The sequence below is a fragment of the Streptomyces sp. NPDC051561 genome, from assembly GCF_044454195.1.
Classification (GTDB): Bacteria; Actinomycetota; Actinomycetes; order Streptomycetales; family Streptomycetaceae; genus Streptomyces.
On record NZ_JBITDM010000013.1, the window covers coordinates 39,695 to 57,502 of the forward strand.

The following is a 17,808-nucleotide window of genomic DNA, read 5'->3' on the forward strand; positions in this document are numbered from 1 at the left end:
TCCTTTCGGGCCCCTTCGGCCCTTTGCGTCCTTCCTGCCACTTGTGGTGTGCGGGGGGTGCGACTTCGGCCCGTTCCAGGCGGTGATTGCTTGGGGCGGGCCGGGGGTGTTGCGCGGGGCGGGGTTGTGCGTGCGGTCGCTGCGCGGGCGGTGCGTGTGGGCGGGTTGCTTGCGCCTGCGGCGGGCTTTGGCCCCTCCCCGCCCCTTCCCTAAACCGCTGGCCGCGGGGCTGGTGGGGCTTCCTGCGGGTGTTTCGTGGTTGCCCGCGCAGTTCCCCGCGCCCCTGGAATGCCCCTGCGGGGCACCAGGGGGCGGGGATGCCGTCCCCGCCTACCGGCGCCCGCTCGGGCGGCGGGGCCGCCCCCCGGGGGCGGAACGGGCGGGCAAGGGGGCGGCCCCCGACGGAGTCGCCACCCTTGCCGTCCCGGCCCGCCCCGGTACCGCGCCCCGGTCAGAAAGCCGGCTCACCTCACCGGCTCCGCCAGTTCGCCCCTCAGGCGCTGGGCTCTCAGGACCAGTTCCAGTTCGAAGCGGCGGTCCGGGTCGTCCACCTCCCCGCCCCACAGCTCGCGGATCTGCCGCATGCGGTAGCGGACCGTCTGGGGGTGGACCCCGAGCCGCGCCGCCACCTCCGGCGCCCCGCCCCGGGTCTCCAGCCATGCCAGCAGGGTCTCCGCCAGGCGGCGGCCCTGCGTGGGACCGCACCCCGCCAGTGGCGCCAGGCACCGCGCCGTCAGGTCGCCGATGAGTTCCTCGGGAGGGAGCAGGACGAGGGCCTCGGTGTGCTCGGTGCAGTGCAGGAGGCCGCCGGAGGGAAGCAGTCCGCGCTCCATCAGCCCCACCGCCGCCCCCGCCCACCGCAAGGATTTCGCGGCCTCGGCCAACGGCACCGCCGGTCCGATCGCCCCGCTCCACCCCGTCGTCGCACGCCGTAGTTGCTCGGGCCGGCCCGGCATCCCCGGGTCCGGCACGATCATCAGTGGCTGTTCGCTCTCCATGTCGAGGAGCACCTCCTCCCCGACCGCCGGCGCGACACTGTCCCGCGAGGGACGCAACAGCACACCCACCGCGACCCGTTCCGGCAGCGTCCACCCGATGCGCGCCGCGTGCGAAGCGAACTCGGCAAGGGACTCGGCGGCGTTCACACCGTCCCTGACCTTGCGCTCGCGAAGGATCACCTGGGCCAACTTCCTCTGCAGACGCAGGCGTTCACCGGCCTGGCGCGCCGCCGCCTCCGCGAAGCCGCGTACCGACTCGTCCACCAGTCCGTCGAGGAAGGCGAACCCTGCCTCTGCGAGCTCGTACATCGCGGGCGGCGGAATGCTCACCTGCTGACCGATCTCGGCAAGCCGTCGCCAGGCCAGCCGGACCCCCAGCCGGTACACCGCCTGGAGTGAGTTGAGGGAGCGCCCGTGCAGGCCCTCGCCGCGTCCGAACTCCTGGAACACCTCCAGGTGAAGGTGCAGCCGCCGAACGTCCTTGTGGAGAAGGTGCTGGACGAAGTCCTCCAGGGCGCGCCGGATGGCGACCAGCGCCATCAGGTCGCCGTGCTCGTCGACGAGCAGGGGCATCCGGGGGTGCTCGCGGCAGATCTCGTCGAGGATCTGCTGGGCGAGGGAGGGGACTTCGGCCAGGGCCCGGTCGGCGAACTGCCGGATCTGGAGGCGGGGTACGTCCGCCCAGGCGGAGGAGCCCGTCGAGCCGCCAACCGGCCTGTCGACGGCCGGACTGTCGACAGCCGGACTGTCACCGCCCGACCTGTCACCGCCCGGCCTGTCACCGGATACCGATGCGGCAGGTGGGGTCGGTGAGACAGGTGAGGCAGGTGAGGCAGGTGAGGCAGGTGGGGCAGACCTGACGGCTGGGGAAGGTGCAGCGGGTGGGGAAGGCGCGACGGGTAAGGAAGGCGCGGCAGTCGTGCCGGACGCGGCCGGTGCCGCCGTACCGCCGCTCGCGTTTGCCAGGGGGGAACTCTCGGCTCGGGTCATCTCCGTCATTTCCGCGGTGTCGCCGTCTCATAGCTGATCAGGGGCACATTGGGCTGTTCCGGAGTGGCGTTCAGCAGCGCCACGATGCCGAACGCCGCACCCACCGCGAGCGCGGCGGCAGCGAGGGAGGTCAGTAGCGCGGAAAGAAGTCTGGGCATGGCGGGAGGCCTCTCTGACGCTGGTCCCCACCGGCAGCCTGACAGCAAGTCCACAGTGTCATCAGGAGATTGACAGTCCGTCAAGACCACGCTTACGGTTCCCGGCCCATACGCACCGTGCACGTGTTCCGCCTCCGCGTCACCCCTCGCGCCACCCCGAGTCGCCCTGCACAGCACTCGCCGCGGGGTCCCGAACCCTCCTCTCCGACACGGTCCCCTGGAGCGCCCCGTATGCGTCGCACCGCTTCCCCCCTGTCCCTGGTCCTGCTCGGCACCGGCGTCTTCCTGCTGGTGCTCGCACCCCTGCTGACCTGGTACGTCAGCCCACGCGCCAAAAGCAGTCCGATCGACATCAACACCACCACGGTCTTCACCGGCACCGGCAGCTACTTCGACACCAAGGCCATCCGGACCGTCTCGGGCAAGCCGCTCACGATCACCCGGCAAGTGCGCGGCGACGTCGCCGACAGCGAGCGCAGCGGCCGGGCCGTGTGGGACGTCTCCACCTCGATCGACACCGCGGACACCCTGCCCGCGGCCGACACCACCGACTCCCTCCAGTGGACGCTGGAGCGGTGGGTCACCGACCGCCGCACCAACGAGCCGGTGCACTGCTGCAAGGAGCAGCCCACCTTCGACGGGGAGGCCTACCTGAAGTTCCCCTTCGACGTCGAGAAGCGCTCCTACCGCTGGTGGGACAGCACTCTGGGCTCCACGGTGAGCCTCCGCTACGTCGGCCCCAAGAAGATCCAGGGGTACGAGGGCTATCTCTTCGCCGCCACCGTCCCGGCGGCCAAGACCGGCACCCGGATGGTCCCGGGACGCCTGATCGGGCTGCCGGAGCGGGGGCAGGTGCTCGCCGAGGAGTGGTACGCCAACCACGGCATCGAGCTGGTGGTCGACAAGCGGACCGGGCGCATCGTGAACGCGGCGATCGGCCCGCGCAAGACCGTGCGGGCGCCGGGCTCGAAGAAGGACTCCATGGTGCTGCTGGACAGCCGGCGGATGGAGTTCACCCCGGACACCCAGCGGGCCCAGGTGGCCATGGCGGGGGCGGACAGCGACAAGCTGGAGCTGGTCGGCCAAACACTGCCGATGGGCGGCGGAGCGGCCGGGGCGGCGCTGGCCGCGACCGGTCTGGTTCTGGTCGTCCGGGGCCGGAAGCCGGGCCTGGCGACAGCACCGTAGGCATCCACCTCACTTACCGGCTGCACATTGTGATGAGGCATCAGCTCATTTCGGGGCGGAACTTGTCATCCAGGTGAGTAGCCGCGTCGAACGGCGTGGCGAAAACTACCTATCCACCCCACCGCACGCACCCTCGCGCACTCAGACGTTCCTCCAGGTTCCGCACCCCTAGACGAGTTGGAGCTCGGATGCCCCAGCACGTACCCCCCACTGTGCACACCGCGAAACCCCTCCGGGTGCTCAGGCCCCCCGAGGCGCGGGAAACCCATGAGTCCCCGGCGGCATTCGAGCCCTCCGGGACCCATGACTCACCCTCGTCCCACGAATCTCCCGCACACCCCCGCAGGATCGTCTTCCTGTCCCGCCGCGACCTGGGAAACCCGGCCGCCGGCGGTTCGGAGCTCCTGGTCGACCGGCTGGCGGACGGGCTCACCACGCTCGGCCACCAGGTCACTCTGCTGTGCGGGGGGCCCGCCGCGTACCGCAACTACCGGGTGGTGTCGGCGGGCGGTGACCTCGGTCACTTCCTGCGGGCGCCCAGCGCCTTCACCCGGCAGGTCGGCGGCTGCGACCTGATGGTCGAGGTCTGCAACGGGCTGCCGTACCTGACCCCGCTCTGGCACCGAGGCCCCACCCTCTGCCTGGTCAACCACGTCCACACCGAGCTGTGGGGCATGCGCTTCCCCGGCCCCGCAGCCGGCCTCGGACGCCGCCTCGAACACTGGGCGCTGTCCGCCGCCCAGCGCAACAACCTGCTGGTCGCGGTGTCCGCGTCCACCGCCAACGCTCTCGGCGCCCTGGGTGTGGACCGCGACCGCATCCGCGTGGTCCACAACGGGGTCGAGGACCCCGGCGTCCCGGCCCCACGCTCCCCCGAGCCGATGTTCCTGGCGATGGGCAGGCTCGTCGAGTACAAGCGCATCGATCTGCTGCTTCGGCTGTGGGAGCGGGTCCGGCCGGTGACCGGCGGCAAGCTGGTCATCGTCGGCGACGGCCCGGAGCGGCAGCGGCTGGAGGCCATGGCCGGCCCCGACGTGATCTTCAAGGGGTACGTCTCGGAGGCCGAGAAGCATCAACTGCTCTGCGCTTCCTGGCTGTTGCTGCACCCCTCCGCGGTGGAGGGGTGGGGGCTGGTCGTCACCGAGGCGGCCACCCGGTCCACCCCGTCGATCGGCTTCGACGTACCCGGGCTGCGGGACTCCATCGACGAGGGGGTAACGGGAGTGCTGGCACGTGGCGAGAGTTCCTTCGCCGCCGCGTGGTGCGCGCTCGCCCTCAGCACCGGGCGGCGTGAGGCGATGGGCCGGGCCGCCGCCGTACGGGCGGAGGCCTACCGGTGGTCGAGCACGGTCAGCCAGTTCCGGGCCGTGGCGGCGGAGGCGGCGGCACCGCGCCCCGCCCCCGCGAGAACACCGCGCCCGGTGGAGCCAGAGGCGGCCACCCTGCGATGAGGAACGACAGGTCCACCTCCCGTGGGCCCACCCCCCTCAGGGACCCCTCGTTCCGCCGCTCCGCCGCGCTGTTCCGCGCGTTCCTGCGCGAGCAGCACGACCCGGACCACTGCTACACCCTGCTCGCCCGCGACGCCGTCAACCAGGTACAGCGCCACGTCCCGCTCAAGGACCGGGTCGTCGTCGACATCGGCGGCGGCAGCGGGCACTTCGCCGAGGAGTTCCGCCGGCGCGGCGCGGAGTGCTATCTCTTCGAACCCGACTCCAGGGAGCTGACTCCCGAGGGGGCCAAGCCTCCCCAGGGAGCGGTCCTCGCGGACGGCTATCTGCTGCCGCTCGCCGACGGCGCGGCCGATGTCTGCTTCTCCTCCAATGTGCTGGAGCACGTCGCCGACCCCCAGACCTTTCTCAGCGAGATGGTCCGGGTGACCCGCCCAGGCGGGCTGATCTACGTCGCCTTCACCAACTGGTACTCCCCCTGGGGCGGCCACGAGTGGGCGCCCTGGCACTACCTGGGCGCCGAACGAGGCCGCCGCCGTTACGAACGCCGCACCGGCAGACCCGCGAAACACACGGTCGGCGAGAACCTCTTCCAGGTCCATGTGGGGACGACGCTGCGCCAGGTGCGGGCGCGCAGCGATGTCTCCGTCGTCTCGGCGCGGGCCCGCTACTGGCCGCTGCTGCCGTCCCTCGCCCCCAAGGTTCCGGTGCTGCGCGAGTTCACCACCTGGAATCTCCTCCTCATACTCCGGCGGTCCACATGACCAGTACGCTCCCGGCCCCGCCCCGCCCGCCCTCGCACGCCGCGCCGCCTCCTGGCGGGCCCCGGCCCGGCGAGGACGAACCGCGTTCGCGGCGTTGGCTGTTCGGGTTCTGGGCGACCGTACTGGTGGCGTTCCTGGCGGTGTCACCGGGGAAGATGAGCTTCGAGACGAAGCTCGGGGTGGCGGCCGACCCGTTCAAGTTCCTCGCGGACCTCGGTGAGTTGTGGCATTCGCGGGCCGGGTTCGGCGGGATCTTCGACCAGTACGTGGGCTACGCCTTCCCGATGCTCCCCTATTACGCGCTGTCCGATCTGGTGCAGCTGCCCACCTGGCTGGCCGAGCGGCTCTGGCTGTCGCTGGTCGTCACCGTGGCGTTCTGGGGTGCGCTGCGACTCGCCGAGCGGCTGGGCATCGGCACCTCGCCGACCCGGCTGCTCGGCGCTGCCGTGTACGCGCTCTGGCCGACCTACACCATCGTGATCGGTTCGACCTCGGCGGCGGCGCTGCCCGGCGCGCTCCTGCCCTGGGTACTGCTGCCTCTGGTCAACCCCCGTTTCAGCGCCCGCAGTTCGGCACTTCGCTCGGCCCTGGTCATCCCCTTCATGGGCGGTGTGAACGCGGCCTCCACGCTGGCCGCGCTGCTCCCCGTCGCGCTCTATCTGCTCAGCCGCCCGGCCGGGCCCCGCCGCCGCACCCAGATCCTCTGGTGGGTGCCGGGGGTGCTGCTCGCCACCCTGTGGTGGATCGTTCCGCTGCTGATGCTGGGCATCCACGGCGAGAACTTCATGCCGTACGTCGAGCAGGCCGAGACCACCACCGGCACCATGTCCGCCACCGAACTGCTGCGCGGCGCGGGCAACTGGACGGCGTATCTGCACTTCGGCGACGCCTGGCTGCCCGCCGGGTGGACGGTCGTCGCTTCCGTCCTGGCGATCCTCGGCTCGGCGTGCGCGGCGGCGATCGGACTGGCGGGACTGGCCCGCCGGGACGTGCCCGAGCGGCGCTGGGCGCTGCTGGTCGTGGTGTCGGTGGCGCTGATCACCCTGGCCGGGTTCGGGGGTTCGCTCGGCGCGCTCTTCCCGGGGACGGTGCAGGACTGGCTGAACGGGTGGCTGGTGCCGTTCCGCAACATCTACAAGTTCCAGTCGGGTCTGGCGCTCGTGCTGGTGCTCGGGCTGATCCACGCGGTGGCGGTCGCCGCCGAGCGGCGCGGGGCCAGAAGGCTGCCGGGGCGCCGGTACGCGCCCCTGCTCGCCGCGCTGGTCGTACTGCCGGGCCTGCTGCTGCCGTACGTCAACGGCAGCATCCTGCAGCCCGGCGCTTTCACCAAACTCCCCAAGCACTGGGAGCAGACCGCGAGTTGGCTGAAGGAGAACTCCGCCGCGACCCGGGCCCTGGTCGTCCCGGCGACCGCGCACGGCATCCAGACGTGGGGCTCGACCATCGACCAGCCACTGGATGTGCTTGCCGAATCACCGTGGGCCCAGCGGGACTTCGTACCCTTCGGCACCCCGGGCAACCGGCGGGCGCTGGACGCTGTCGAGCAGGCACTGATGTCCGGCGGTGAAGTCCCGGGCCTGTCGGACTACTTGGGGCGGGCCGGGCTGCACTACGTGGTGGTGCGCAACGACCTCGATCCGGACCAGATCGGCTACGTACCACCGCAGACGGTGAAGCGGACGCTGGAGTTCTCCGGGTACCGGCGGGTCACCGGGTTCGGCCCGGTACTGACCGGCGGGCGCATCCCGGACGACACTCCGGTGCAGGTCGAGGGTCTCTACCCGAGGCAGCAGGCGGTCGAGGTGTACGAGCCCCCGGCCGGCGCACAGGACCCGGGGCGGGCCGGTCTCAAGCCGGTCGCGGACACCGCCGTGGTCAGCGGCGGCCCCGAGACGCTGCTACAGCTGTCGGCGGACCCGACCATGCGCAACCGCCCCGCCGTCCTCACCGGCGACAACTCCCCCGGCCTGGGCACGCCTTCGCTGCGCACGGCGGGCGACGGGCTGCGTCGGGCGGACACCCGGTTCGGCCTGGTCAACACCAACACCTCGTACACCTACACCGCCACCGAGCGCAATCTTCCGGGCAGTGTGCAGGACCCCGGGCGTCAGCCGCGCCAGATCCTTCCGTCCGACAATCCCCGGCACCAGACCACGGCGGTGCTGCGCGGCGCGAAGTCGGTGACGGCGTCCAGCAGCGGCAACTGGCTGTTCCACCTCCCGCAGTACGACCCGGTGAACGCCTTCGACGGCAACCCGGACACCGCGTGGACCGAGGGCAGCCCGGCCACACCCAAGGGTCAGTGGCTGCGCGTCGACTTCGAGCGGCGCACCGCGATCCCCGCCACCATCCGGGTGACTCCGTTGCCCTCGGACGGGGTGCGGGCGGCGCCGACCGTCGTGCGGGTGGAGACGGACAAGGGCAGTGCGACCAGCCCGCTCCAGCCGAACGGACTTCCCCAGATCATCAACGCGCCTGTGGGTGAGGCGAGTTGGCTGCGCATCACGATCGACGAGGCCCAGCAGGGCCGGCCCGGGCTGATGGGCGCGGGGTTCACAGCCGTGGACATCCCGGGGGTCCAGGTGACGAAGCTGCTCGCGCTGCCTGCGGAGTCCGACTCCCGGTCGGGCGGCGACGTGGACGCGGACGTCCTCTCCCTGCACCGGGGCAGCGACCCCGGCGGCCTGTCGCCGGTCTCCGCGGAGGTCGGGCTGCACCGCCAGTTCACCACCCGCAAGGACGGCGCCTACTCGCTCCGGGCGACGGCCCTGCCGGTACCCGGCGATGCCCTCGATCAGCTGCTCTACCGGCAAGCCCCCGACCAGCGGCGGCAGTTGACCGCCACCGCCGACTCGACGGCCAAGCTGGGCACCTCGCTCAGCCCCCGCAACCTCGTCGACGGCGACCTCACCACCTCCTGGATCTCCGGCAACAAGTCCGTGCTGCATCTGCGGTGGCCCGTGAAGCGTCCGGTGGGCGAGATCGTGTTCGCGGCGGCCGGCGGGCTCTCGACCCGCCCCGAGCAGGTCGAGATCAGCTCGCCGGACGGCGCGGCCACCGCGTCCGTCGACCCGAACGGGCTCGCCCGGTTCGAGCCGATCACCACCGACCGGCTGGACATCACCATCACCAAGGTGGCGCCCCTGACCATCCACAACCCGGTCGCGGAGGGCGAGTTGCAGCTTCCGGTCGGGCTGAGCGAGGTGTACGTCCCCGCCCTGGAGGAGTACCGAGTGCCGCAACCGGAGCCGGACCGCAGGTTCTCGCTCCCCTGCGGGCAGGGCCCGGTCCTCGCGATCGACGGCACCCTGCACGCGACGAGTGCCGGCGGCAGCCTCCGCGACCTGACGGAGCGCCGCCCGATCGAGGTGTCGCTCTGTGCGGGCGATCAGCGGGACGGTACGGCCCAGCTGTCCCCCGGAACGCACCGCATCGAGGCGGGTGACACCGGGCCGCTGGCCATCACCGACATCACGCTCCGGCGCGGCAGCACCGCCGCCGGAACACCCGAACCCTCCACCGCCCCCCGGAAATTGGACCTGTCCGACTGGTCCGGGGATGACCGCACGGCGACCGTGGGCGCGGGCCAGGCCTCGTACCTCCAGCTGTACGAGAACGCGAACGCGGGCTGGAGCGCCACCCTCAACGGCAAGGAACTGGCCCCGGTCCGGCTCGACGGCTGGCAGCAGGGATGGTTGATCCCGGAGGGCGAGGGCGGCACCGTCCGCCTGGAGTTCGAACCGGCCAAGTGGTACGTCGGCGGGCTGATCGGCGGCGGGGTGGCCGTGCTGGCGCTGATCGGCCTGGTGGTGTGGGTACGGCGCGATCCCGCACCGGGGGTGGGCAGCGAGGTGCCGGGAGACGCGGCCCCCGCCCCCGGCCCGGTGCTTGGCCTGGCCGCACTGACCGTGGTCATGATCCTGATCGCCGGACCACTGGCCCTCCTGGTCCCGGCCCTGGCAGCCGTGGCCCACTTCCGCCACACCCTGCTCCCACCGATCGCTCTGGTCGCGATGGCGGCAGCGGGCGTGACGGCAGCCTGGGGCGCCGGCTCCCCGGTAGCCGCCCATTCCGGATCCTTCAGCCCCCTGGCCCAGGCCCTGGCCCTGACCGCCCTGGTAGCAGCCGTGGTAACCATCGGAGACAACTGGCGACGACGCGGCACGGACGAGGCGTAACCATCCCCGCGCCCCTCCCGGGGGCGCGGGGAACTGCGCGAGCAACCCTCCGACCACCCGCACTCCACCCACCGACCCCCACCCGCCCACAGCACCCCGCAGGCACCCCGCCCCACCCTCCGAGGGAGACCGGACGCCATGACCGCCACCCACACCTCCCGCCCCGCCCGCGGAACCCCCCTCACCACCCCCTTCTCCGTCGTGGACGAGATCACCCGGCACTGCCTGGACCCCCACGAACCCGAGACCGTGCACATCGAGGTGCACCTCCCCACCGCCCCCGACCCCACCCGCCTCCGCGCCGCTTTCCTGGAGGCCCTCCGCCGCCACCCCCGCATCCTGATGCGCGAGGCACCGGGCCCCTGGTACCGGCGGCGCTACCAGTGGGAACTCACCCCCGCCCCCGACACCGACGCCGTCGTCAGCTTCCCGGAGCCCGGCCCGGACGCCCTCCCGCTGGCCCGGGCCCGCGCCCTCGCCCAGGCCCCGCCGCTCTCCCTCTCCCCGCCCATCCGGCTCGAAGCCATCGGCAACGTCCTCGTCCTGGTCATCAACCACACCGCCCTGGACGGCCCCGCCTGCCTCCGCATCCTGGCGACCGCCGCCGAACTGTACGGCGGCCGGGACAACTCCCCCGCCACGGTCGCCGCTCCTGAGCGCCCGGAGGTGCACCACCAACAGCCCGCCCCTTCACCGGGGTTGGCCCCGGTCGCCCGAGTGGCCCCGGGTACTCCGCCGCCCGGCGGCGACGGCAACGGCCTGCTGGTCGCCGACCTCCCCGTCCCGCGCCGCCCGCGCGAAGCCCCGTACACCGTGAACGACCAGCTCATGGTCGCCACCGCACGCATGATCGCCGAATGGAACCTGGAACACGGCGGGCAGCGCCGCCCGATGCGCATCACCATGCCGGTGGACGACCGCCCCCGGGGAATGGACATGCCCATCGGCAACGGCACCCGACTCGTCGAAGTTCCCTACTCGCCCGAGGAGTTGAAGCTGGAGACGCCCGATCTCCTGCGCCTCACGGCCGAGCGCACCCGCGCTCTCAAGGCCCTCCTCAGACCTCAGCTCGGCCACGGTGCCACCCTCCTCACCGCACCGGTCGTGCCCGTCGCCGTACGCGCCGCGCTCACCCGGCAGCTGCGCCGGGCCGCCGCACCGTGGACGTCCACCACACTGCTCAGCAACATCGGGCGCGTGCCGTACCCGCTGGACTTCGGCGACGAGGTGGGGCGGGCCGACGCCGTCTGGTTCTCCGCGCCCGCCCGGATGCCGCGCGGGCTGACCGTGACCACGGCCAGCACCAACGGCCGACTGCATCTCGCCCTGCGCTGGTCGGGCGCGCTCCTTGGCCCGCAGGACGGCGTACACCTCCAGGAACTCTTCGAGAAGCACCTCAACTCCACAGCCGAGAAAGGTCGTTCCTCATGACGGCCACGACCGAACCCAGCACCGGGCCCAGCACCGAACCCAGCACCGAACCAATCGCCCAGGCCGCCGAGCCCACCGCGGAAGCCACCACCGCACCCGCCCCACAGCACCCCCCGCAGCTCCGCGACTTCTACGAGAACCCCGCCGTGCCGGTGGCCTCCGGAGACGCCCGCAGCCTGCGTCAGGCCCGGATGCTCGCCGGCGCGCTGGCCTCCACCCCCGGCGCCACCGTCCTCGACCTGGGCTGCGGCGACGGCCGGGCGGCGGTCACCGCCGCCCCGCTGCTCACCGGGCACCGTCTCGTCGGCGTCGACTGGTCGCAGGACGCACTGCGCCGGGCGAGCGCCTCCTTCGCCGCCGCCCCCGGCGAGCTGCACGCCGTACGCGGTGAACTCACCGACGGGGGGCTGCCGTTCGCGAACGGGGCGGCCGACGCCGTCCTCTTCAGCGAGGTCATCGAGCATCTCGTCGACCCGGACAGCGCCCTGGACGAGATCCGCCGCGTGCTCGCCCCGGGCGGCCACCTGATGCTCTCCACCCCCAATCTGGCAGCCTGGTACAACCGGGCCCTCCTCCTCGCCGGAGTGCAGCCGGTCTTCTCGGAGGTGAGCCTGCGCGGCATCCACGGGCGTCCCGGACGCGAGGTCGTCGGCCATCTCCGCCTGTACACGGCCCGCGCGCTGCGCGAGTTCCTGACCGCGTCCGGCTTCGAGGTGGTACGGATCGCGGGCGCACCCTTCCACGGCGTACCGCGCCCGCTGCGCCCACTGGACCGGCTGGCCTGCGCCGCACCGTCCGCCGCTTCGATCCTGCTGGTGCACGCCCGCCGACGGCGTACCACCAACTCTCCTTCACACAACGGCGATCGGGGCGCGTGATGTGGTGGGGCGTGGCGGCGGCGCTGTTCGCGAACGTCCTCTTCAGCAGCGGCTTCGTGCTGGAGAAGCGGGCCCTGTCGAGCCTGCCGGGGCTGGACATCCGGCGCCCGGCCCGTGCGGTGCGGCTGCTGCTCGGCAGTCCGCTGTGGCTGGGCGGTTCGCTCGCGCTGGCGGGCGGGTTCGTGGCGCAGCTGGTGGTCTACCGGACGCTGCCGATGACCGTCGCGCAGGCCCTGTTCATCTCCGGCCTGGTGCTGCTCCTGCTGCTGTCCTCGCGGGCGCTCGGCGAGCGGACCTCGTCGCGCGAGCGCTGGGCCATGGTGGCGATCGTGGTGGCCCTGCTGATGGTGGTGCTCTCCCTCGACGAGAGCGCCGAACCGATCGGCAGGCACTCCCCCTACGCCCTGATCCTGCTGCTCAGCGGGCTGTCGCTCGGTGCGGGAATCTGGGTGTACGTCGTCGCGGACCGCCGGGACGCGCGGCTGGTGGATCTGACCCGCAGCACCAGCGGTGTCCTCTACGGAGTGGCCGTCGGCTTCGTCTACGGCGTCAGCTCCCTCGCCATCAAGGGCCTCTCCGCGTACCTCGACCCGCACGACCTGACCGGCACCCTCGCCGCCGTGCTCACCTCCCCGTACCCCTATCTCCTCCTGGTCACCGGCGCCACCGGGCTGGTCCTCTCGCAGACCGCGCTGCAACGTTGCCGCGCCTCGCTCGTGGTTCCCGTCTGCACCACCACCTCCTGCCTCTTCACCGCCACCCTCGGGTCCCTGGCCTTCGGCGAGTCCCTCCCCCACGACCCCCTGCGCCTCACCCTCCGGGTGGCGGGGGCCGCCCTCGCGATCGTCGTACTCCTCACCCTTCCCACGTCCGAACAACCCTCCCCCGAAAAGGAATTGAGCCATGAACCCCGCTGACCCGCTGCTCAGGATCCTGGCCTGCCCGCTCGACAAGGGCCCCCTCACCCTCCTCCCGGCGGAGGACGTCCTCTACAACCCCCGCCTGCACCGCCGCTACCCGATCATCGACGGCATCCCGCAACTCCTGCCGTCCTCCGGTGAACAGGTCGACGAGTCGGAACACCGCCGCCTGACCAGCCACACGTAGCCCACGGCCCGTTCCGCGCCACCCGCTCACGCTCCCCACCACGCTCCAACCGCACTGCCACAATGACCACATGGTCACTGGAGGCAGAGTCGCAGTCGTCGGCGGATCGATCGCGGGCTGTGCGGCGGCACTCGCCGCGCACCGGGGCGGCGCCGACGAGATCACCGTCTACGAGCGCACCGACGGCCGCCTGGCCGAACGCGGTGTGGGGCTGGCCATGCACGACAGCCGGTACGCGGAGCTGGCGGCGGCCGGGTTCGTCGACGCGCGGATGCCGTGGGTCCAGATGACCCGGCGCGGCTGGTACGTCCGGGACGACTCGGCGTCCTCGCCCCTCGGCCGTCGCCTCACCGAGATGCCCTTCCCGTTCCGCACGTACAACTGGGGACCGCTCTGGCGGGAGCTGCGCGCCCGGGTCCCGGCCTCGGTGGACTTCCGTACCGGCAATGCCGCCAAGCAGCTCCGCAGCACCACCAGGGGCGTCGAAATCGACGGCGAGAGCTACGACTTCGCGGTCGGCGCGGACGGCTACCGCTCGCTGGTCCGCACGACGGCCTGCCCCGGAACCGACCCCGCGTACTCGGGCTATCTCGCCTGGCGCGGCGCCTACCCCGAGTCCGACCTCCCCGACGCCCACCTCTGGCCCACCGACGAGTGCGCGTACGTCGTCTTCGACGGCGGCCACATCGTCATCTACCGCATCCCGGACGACGCGGGCGGCCACCGGGTCAACTGGGTCTTCTACACCACCCCGCCCACCGGCCACACCCTCCCCACCGACAGCGGGCGCACCCTCACCCCCGCTCTCGCCGCCCACCTCGCCTCCCTCGTCGACCACCAGCTCCCGCCGTTCTTCCGCACCCTGATAAACACCACCCCGCCCGCCGACCGCTTCGTCCAGCCCCTCTACGACTTCACCGCCCCGCACTACGCCACCGGCCGCCTGGCCCTGGTCGGCGACGCCGCCACGGTGGCCCGCCCGCACACCGGTGCGGGCGCGGTCAAGGCCCTCCAGGACGCCGCCGCCCTCCAGTCCGCGCTGATCTCCTGCACCACCCCCACCGAAGCCCTCGCCGCCTACGACGCCCACCGCGCCCCGGCGGGCCGCACCATGGTGGACCTGGGCCGCACCCTGGGCCGGGCCCTGGTCCAGGAAACCCCGCTCTGGGCCACCATGACGGGCACCGACCTCACCGCCTGGTGGCAGACCGCGGACGGCTCGGGCGCCTTCGGGGGCCGGGAGCTGGGGAGGGGCTGAGTCGGAGCTGAGGAGCCGCGTCCGGATGTGAGGGCGAGCGCACGACTGCGAGCGCCGGGCCCGCCGGCCCGGCGCTCACAGTCGTCGCGTCCACCCTTCAGGTCCCGCGGACGGCCCTCAGGTCCCGCAGACCGCTCAGGTCCCGCAGACCCGCACCGGGTCGGTCTCGCTGTAGATGTCGCTGTCCTTCATCCAGCCGACCTGCCCGTTGTCGGCGGTGGTCAGCAGCCAGCGGTTGGGGTGAGGGCCGCCGCCGCCGGTGGAGTCGGCGTCCAGGCGGCAGTTGAACCAGGACGGGTTGGTGTTCATGTAGCCGACGATGGTGACGCTGTCGGCGTCCCAGACCGCCGCGCCCCGCTTGTTGTTGCACCACCACTTGCCGCCGCTGTGCCAGCAGGGCGCCGCCGCCTGCCCCTTGAGGGGCGCGGCGGGTGCGGAGGACGCCTGGGCCACCGCGCCCAGACCGGTGGCCGCGAGGACCAGACCGGCGCTGAGGGTGGCGGCGGCGATGCGGATGCGGTTACTCATCACGGTTCTCCTTGTACGGTTCCGCGACTGCGGAAGATGCGTGCCGGTACCGATGACCCTGCACCGCCCCTGGGCCGTCGCGACCCGTTTCCTCGTTGCCTCTGAGCAGGGGCAACACCGCATCCCGCCGGGAAACACCCGCCGCCGGCCCGCAGTTACCCCGCCGTGGTGACCGTCCGCGAGGCCGAGAAGTCGCCCCACTTGCCGTCCGGCAGCTTCGCGCGCAGCTTGACGGCGTAGCGCGTGCCGGGCGGATCGGTGACCGTGAAGGTGTACGTCGCCGGGCCGGGCGGCGGCGCACCCCAGGCGATGGTGGTGGCGAATCTGCCGTTCAGGTACAGCTGGTACTCCTGGATCTCGCCGCCGGTACGGGGCTGGGTCCAGCTCAGCACGACGGTGCGCTCCCCGGTCGGCGAGGTGCGGGCGGTGGCCGTCAGTGCGGTGGGCGCGGTGGACGGCCCCTGCCCCGGGCCCGGTGCGGTCTTGAGGTCGAGGGAGTTGCTGTCCTTGGAGGAGTTCTCGGCGGCGTCCCTGGCCCGGACCGTGAAGGTGTAGACGGTGCCGGGGCGCAGCCCCTCGACCCGGGTGCTGGTCTCGGTGCCGCGCGCACTGTGGATGCGGGAGTTCTCCTGGTAGATGTCGTACGCCGTGACACCGCCCCCGGCGTCGGTGGCGCGCCCCCAGTTCAGGGTCACCGCACCGGAGCCGTTCACCTTCCCGCGCAGGGCGGTGGGGGTGGTCGGCGGGGTGCGGTCGTCCGGGGTGGGCGCCGGGGTGGTGGCCGGGACGGCGGCGCTCGGGGCGGAGAGGTTCCCGGCGAGGTCGCGGGCGCGGACGGTGAAGGAGTACGCCTTCGCGGGGGCCAGCCGGTCCACGTCGACCATGGTGTCCGGGGCCACGACCGTCTTCACCCGCTTCCCCTTCTCGTACACCTCGTAGCCCGTGACACCTCTGTCGTCGGACGCCGGGTTCCACATGACGTGGACCGAAGTGGCGCTGCCCGCCTGGGCGGTGACCCCGGCGGGGGTGGCGGGCGGGGTGCGGTCGAGCGGGGGCTCGGCCTTGGCGTTGCTGCACGCGGTGGCGGTCAGCAGCAGGGCGGTACAGGTCAACGCGGCGTACACGGTGGGGCGTTGCACGACTGGACCTCTCATCCGTGGGGGAGGAAGGAGACAATGGTCCAGACCTGTATGCCATGGCGACCCGCTCCCTCACAAGGGGCGCGGCCCAGGGAACGGCCGCCCGCCCGCCGTACCCCCTAGCCCACGGCCGCTCCCAGCACCAGGAACCCACAGATCAGCACTGCCAGGATCACCAGCAACGGCATCACGAACCGCAGGTACTTGTCGTAGCCGACCTTGGCGAGGGCGACGCCGCCGATGGTGACGGCGGTGGTGGGCACCCACATGTTCATCAGTCCGCTCGCCGACTGCCACGCCGTGACGACCACCGAACGCGGCACCCCGGCGAAGTCGGCCAGCGGGGCGAGGATCGGCATGGCGAGGGTGGCGTGCCCGGAGGTAGAGGGGATCAGGAAGGCCAGCGGGAGGTTGACCAGGAAGACGATCACCGCGAAGACGGCGGAGGAGGTGCCGGTGACGACGCCCTCGACGGCGTTCAGCACGGTGTCGGTGATACGGGAGTTGTTCATGATCACGGTGACTCCGCGCGCGAGCACGATCACCAGCGCCGGGGAGATGAAGTCCGCCGCGCCCTGGGCGATCGTCGCTGACAGCTTCTGCTCACCGAAGCGGGCGACCATCCCGACCACCACCGCCGCCACCAGGAACAACGCCGCCAACTGCGGAAAGGACCAGCCGAGCTCGAAACCGTACGGGGCGGCGTCGGCGTCCCCGGTCAGCGCGCTCGACCACGGCACCACCGAGAAGATCATGAACGCGAAGGTGAGCGCGACCAGCACCAGCAGCACCCTGTGCAGCGAGGTGAGCGCGGGCGGCTCCTGGGACTCGGCCGCGGACTGTTCGCGGTCGCCGGGCAGAAATCCGGAGAGCGAGCGGTCGGGGTCGCGCCGGACGCGGCGCGCGTACCGGATGACGTAGGCGACGGTGACCGCGGTCAGCACCACCCACATGAGCGCACGCAGCACGATGCCGTCACCGATCGAGATCCCGGCGGCGGACGAGGCGACCCCGGTGGCGAAGGGGTTGACGGTGGAGCAGAGCACCCCGACGCCGGCGCCGAGGATGATGGTGCCGGTGGCCACCATCCGGTCGTACCCGAGAGCGAGCATCAGCGGAACGATCAGCCCGTAGAAGCCGAGGGTCTCCTCCGCGAAACCCTCGACCGTGCCCAGCAGGGCGAAGATCAGCATCACCCCCGCGATCAGCAGCACCCCGCGCTCGCGCAGCCGGTGGGCGAGGCGGCCGATGCCGCGGTCGAGGGCGCCGGTCGCGAAGACCACGGTGATGAAGGCGCCGATCGCGAGCACGAAGAGGAAGACGCCGGCGCTGCCGTAGAGGGCGCCGGTGAGGTCGGGGCCGACCGTGCCGGTCTGCTCTTCCTGGATGCCGTACAGGCCGTTGACCGGCGAGAGGAAGAGGTCGTTGAGCCGATCGGTGAAGCTCTGGTCGGAGGGGACGCGGTGGTAGGTGCCCTGGAGGGGCGAACCGTTCTTGTCCCGGTCGTAGGCGCCCGGCGGAATCAGGAAGGCGAGCAGCCAGACGCCGAAGGTGACCAGCGCGAGGATGGTGAGGGCGCTGGGGAAGGTGAAGCGCCGCTTGCCGTCCGGCTCTGGGGCTGCCCCCGGATCCGCGTCCGGTGAGGTCGCTGTACTCATTGCTCGGCCCCTGGGCTCGTCCCTGACCTTTCGGCCAATGGACCACAGGGGCCGGGGGCCCGCATCCGCAGCGAGGGGGGGG

Annotated in this window: 14 protein-coding genes; 9 read left to right on the top strand and 5 right to left on the bottom strand. The window is 72.1% G+C overall.

Annotated elements, in window-relative coordinates; translation table 11 throughout:
* Positions 1-464: 464 nt before the first annotated feature.
* Both ACIA73_RS26065 and ACIA73_RS26070 read right to left on the bottom strand, forming a co-directional pair.
* Entirely contained in the window at positions 465-1,571 is a 1,107-nt protein-coding gene (locus ACIA73_RS26065) for a helix-turn-helix domain-containing protein (protein WP_399441133.1), read from the bottom strand.
* A 422-nt stretch (positions 1,572-1,993) separates the two neighbouring features.
* Positions 1,994-2,146 (bottom strand): hypothetical protein, encoded by a 153-nt coding sequence (locus ACIA73_RS26070; protein WP_399441134.1) that lies wholly within the window; start codon positions 2,144-2,146, stop codon positions 1,994-1,996.
* A gap of 231 nt (positions 2,147-2,377) precedes the next feature.
* Between ACIA73_RS26070 and ACIA73_RS26075 the strand changes: the two genes are divergently transcribed.
* The 9 genes from ACIA73_RS26075 to ACIA73_RS26115 all read left to right on the top strand — a co-directional run bounded on the left by ACIA73_RS26075 (position 2,378) and on the right by ACIA73_RS26115 (position 14,401).
* On the top strand, positions 2,378-3,334 hold the full coding sequence (locus ACIA73_RS26075) for a DUF3068 domain-containing protein (protein ID WP_399441135.1): 957 nt from the start codon (positions 2,378-2,380) through the stop codon (positions 3,332-3,334).
* A 188-nt stretch (positions 3,335-3,522) separates the two neighbouring features.
* Entirely contained in the window at positions 3,523-4,785 is a 1,263-nt protein-coding gene (locus tag ACIA73_RS26080; RefSeq protein WP_399441136.1) for a glycosyltransferase family 4 protein, read from the top strand.
* On the top strand, positions 4,782-5,549 hold the full coding sequence (locus tag ACIA73_RS26085; protein WP_399441137.1) for a class I SAM-dependent methyltransferase: 768 nt from the start codon (positions 4,782-4,784) through the stop codon (positions 5,547-5,549). The genes ACIA73_RS26080 and ACIA73_RS26085 overlap by 4 nt, the downstream gene beginning before the upstream one ends.
* On the top strand, positions 5,546-9,727 hold the full coding sequence (locus ACIA73_RS26090; protein WP_399441138.1) for an alpha-(1->3)-arabinofuranosyltransferase family protein: 4,182 nt from the start codon (positions 5,546-5,548) through the stop codon (positions 9,725-9,727). The genes ACIA73_RS26085 and ACIA73_RS26090 overlap by 4 nt, the downstream gene beginning before the upstream one ends.
* A gap of 138 nt (positions 9,728-9,865) precedes the next feature.
* Entirely contained in the window at positions 9,866-11,158 is a 1,293-nt protein-coding gene (locus ACIA73_RS26095; protein WP_399441139.1) for a condensation protein, read from the top strand.
* On the top strand, positions 11,155-12,036 hold the full coding sequence (locus tag ACIA73_RS26100) for a methyltransferase domain-containing protein (RefSeq protein ID WP_399441140.1): 882 nt from the start codon (positions 11,155-11,157) through the stop codon (positions 12,034-12,036). The genes ACIA73_RS26095 and ACIA73_RS26100 overlap by 4 nt, the downstream gene beginning before the upstream one ends.
* 11 nt (positions 12,037-12,047) lie before the next feature.
* Positions 12,048-12,953, top strand: coding sequence for a hypothetical protein (locus tag ACIA73_RS26105; protein ID WP_399441141.1), 906 nt, complete (start codon positions 12,048-12,050; stop codon positions 12,951-12,953).
* A complete protein-coding gene (locus ACIA73_RS26110; RefSeq protein WP_399441142.1) occupies positions 12,940-13,143 on the top strand; it encodes a Trm112 family protein in 204 nt (67 codons plus the stop codon). The genes ACIA73_RS26105 and ACIA73_RS26110 overlap by 14 nt, the downstream gene beginning before the upstream one ends.
* A gap of 70 nt (positions 13,144-13,213) precedes the next feature.
* The gene (locus ACIA73_RS26115; protein WP_399441143.1) at positions 13,214-14,401 is read left to right on the top strand and encodes an FAD-dependent monooxygenase; all 1,188 of its coding nucleotides are present in this window, start codon (positions 13,214-13,216) and stop codon (positions 14,399-14,401) included.
* Positions 14,402-14,536: 135 nt separating this feature from the next.
* On the opposite strand, the gene ACIA73_RS26120 is transcribed toward ACIA73_RS26115, so the two are convergent.
* From ACIA73_RS26120 to ACIA73_RS26130, 3 genes are all read right to left on the bottom strand, one after another.
* A complete protein-coding gene (locus tag ACIA73_RS26120) occupies positions 14,537-14,929 on the bottom strand; it encodes a hypothetical protein (protein WP_399441144.1) in 393 nt (130 codons plus the stop codon).
* 155 nt (positions 14,930-15,084) lie between these two features.
* On the bottom strand, positions 15,085-16,083 hold the full coding sequence (locus ACIA73_RS26125) for a fibronectin type III domain-containing protein (protein ID WP_399441146.1): 999 nt from the start codon (positions 16,081-16,083) through the stop codon (positions 15,085-15,087).
* A gap of 104 nt (positions 16,084-16,187) precedes the next feature.
* On the bottom strand, positions 16,188-17,726 hold the full coding sequence (locus ACIA73_RS26130) for a YfcC family protein (RefSeq protein ID WP_399441147.1): 1,539 nt from the start codon (positions 17,724-17,726) through the stop codon (positions 16,188-16,190).
* Positions 17,727-17,808 lie beyond the last annotated feature (82 nt).

Excerpts from the sequence above, each read along its gene's own strand:
- ACIA73_RS26110 (WP_399441142.1), top strand. The coding sequence starts at position 12,940 with ATGAACCCCGCTGACCCGCTGCTCAGGATCCTGGCCTGCCCGCTCGAC.
- ACIA73_RS26095 (WP_399441139.1), top strand. The coding sequence starts at position 9,866 with ATGACCGCCACCCACACCTCCCGCCCCGCCCGCGGAACCCCCCTCACC.
- ACIA73_RS26125 (WP_399441146.1), bottom strand. The coding sequence starts at position 16,083 with ATGAGAGGTCCAGTCGTGCAACGCCCCACCGTGTACGCCGCGTTGACC.
- ACIA73_RS26080 (WP_399441136.1), top strand. The coding sequence starts at position 3,523 with ATGCCCCAGCACGTACCCCCCACTGTGCACACCGCGAAACCCCTCCGG.
- ACIA73_RS26085 (WP_399441137.1), top strand. The coding sequence starts at position 4,782 with ATGAGGAACGACAGGTCCACCTCCCGTGGGCCCACCCCCCTCAGGGAC.
- ACIA73_RS26090 (WP_399441138.1), top strand. The coding sequence starts at position 5,546 with ATGACCAGTACGCTCCCGGCCCCGCCCCGCCCGCCCTCGCACGCCGCG.
- ACIA73_RS26075 (WP_399441135.1), top strand. The coding sequence starts at position 2,378 with ATGCGTCGCACCGCTTCCCCCCTGTCCCTGGTCCTGCTCGGCACCGGC.
- ACIA73_RS26065 (WP_399441133.1), bottom strand. The coding sequence starts at position 1,571 with ATGCCCCTGCTCGTCGACGAGCACGGCGACCTGATGGCGCTGGTCGCC.
- ACIA73_RS26100 (WP_399441140.1), top strand. The coding sequence starts at position 11,155 with ATGACGGCCACGACCGAACCCAGCACCGGGCCCAGCACCGAACCCAGC.
- ACIA73_RS26130 (WP_399441147.1), bottom strand. The coding sequence starts at position 17,726 with ATGAGTACAGCGACCTCACCGGACGCGGATCCGGGGGCAGCCCCAGAG.
- ACIA73_RS26120 (WP_399441144.1), bottom strand. The coding sequence starts at position 14,929 with ATGAGTAACCGCATCCGCATCGCCGCCGCCACCCTCAGCGCCGGTCTG.
- ACIA73_RS26115 (WP_399441143.1), top strand. The coding sequence starts at position 13,214 with ATGGTCACTGGAGGCAGAGTCGCAGTCGTCGGCGGATCGATCGCGGGC.
- ACIA73_RS26070 (WP_399441134.1), bottom strand. The coding sequence starts at position 2,146 with ATGCCCAGACTTCTTTCCGCGCTACTGACCTCCCTCGCTGCCGCCGCG.